General features: G+C 52.9%; 1 protein-coding gene. It reads left to right on the forward strand.

From position 1 onward, the window contains the following. Positions 1-91: 91 nt before the first annotated feature. Positions 92-1320 (forward strand): IS3 family transposase gene (locus ACFPYN_RS17355; protein WP_089541817.1). Its coding sequence is split into 2 segments (ribosomal slippage): positions 92-407 and positions 407-1320, totalling 1230 coding nucleotides; the frame shifts between segments, so codons are not numbered across the junction. Positions 1321-1333 lie beyond the last annotated feature (13 nt).

Below are 1333 nucleotides of genomic sequence, written 5' to 3' on the forward strand. Positions count from 1 at the left end.
TAGACTGGCCCCCTGAATCTCCAGACAACCAATATCACTTAAATAAGTGATAGTCTTAATACTAGTTTTTAGACTAGTCATTGGAGAGCAGATGATTGATGTCTTAGGACCGGAGAAACGCAGACGGCGTACTACACAGGAAAAGATCGCTATTGTTCAGCAGAGTTTTGAACCGGGAATGACGGTCTCCCTTGTTGCCCGGCAACACGGTGTGGCAGCCAGCCAGTTATTTCTCTGGCGCAAGCAATACCAGGAGGGAAGTCTTACTGCTGTGGCCGCAGGAGAGCAGGTCGTTCCTGCCTCTGAACTTGCTGCTGCCATGAAGCAGATTAAAGAACTCCAGCGCCTGCTCGGCAAAAAAACGATGGAAAATGAACTCCTTAAAGAAGCCGTTGAATACGGGCGTGCAAAAAAGTGGATAGCGCACGCGCCCTTATTGCCCGGGGATGGGGAGTAAGCTTAGTCAGCCGTTGTCTCCGGGTGTCGCGTGCGCAGTTGCACGTAATTCTCAGACGAACCGATGACTGGAAAGATGGTCGCCGCAGCCGTCACTCAGATGATACGGATGTGCTTCTCCGTATACACCATGTTATCGGAGAGCTGCCCACGTATGGTTATCGTCGGGTATGGGCGCTGCTTCGCAGACAGGCCGAACTTGATGGTATGCCTGCGATCAATGCCAAACGTGTTTACCGGATCATGCGCCAGAATGCGCTGTTGCTTGAGCGAAAAACCGCTGTACCGCCATCGAAACGGGCACATACTGGCAAAGTGGCCGTGAAAGAAAGCAATCAACGATGGTGCTCTGACGGGTTCGAGTTCCGCTGTGATAACGGAGAAAAACTGCGAGTCACGTTCGCGCTGGACTGCTGTGACCGTGAGGCACTGCACTGGGCAGTCACTACGGGCGGCTTCGACAGTGAAACAGTACAGGACGTAATGCTGGGAGCGGTGGAACGCCGCTTCGGCAACGAGCTTCCGGCGTCTCCAGTAGAGTGGCTGACGGATAATGGTTCATGCTACCGGGCTAATGAAACACGGCAGTTTGCCCGGATGTTGGGGCTTGAACCGAAGAACACGGCGGTGCGGAGTCCGGAGAGTAACGGCATAGCAGAGAGCTTCGTGAAAACGATAAAGCGTGACTACATCAGTATCATGCCTAAACCAGACGGGTTAACGGCAGCAAAGAACCTTGCAGAGGCGTTCGAGCATTATAACGAATGGCATCCGCATAGTGCACTGGGTTATCGCTCGCCACGGGAATATCTGCGGCAGCAGGCCAGTAATGGGTTAAGTGATAACAGGTGTCTGGAAATATAGGGGCAAATCCAGG

It is taken from the genome of Paenisporosarcina macmurdoensis, from assembly GCF_042658845.1.
In the GTDB taxonomy this organism is placed as follows: Bacteria; Bacillota; Bacilli; order Bacillales_A; family Planococcaceae; genus Paenisporosarcina; species Paenisporosarcina macmurdoensis.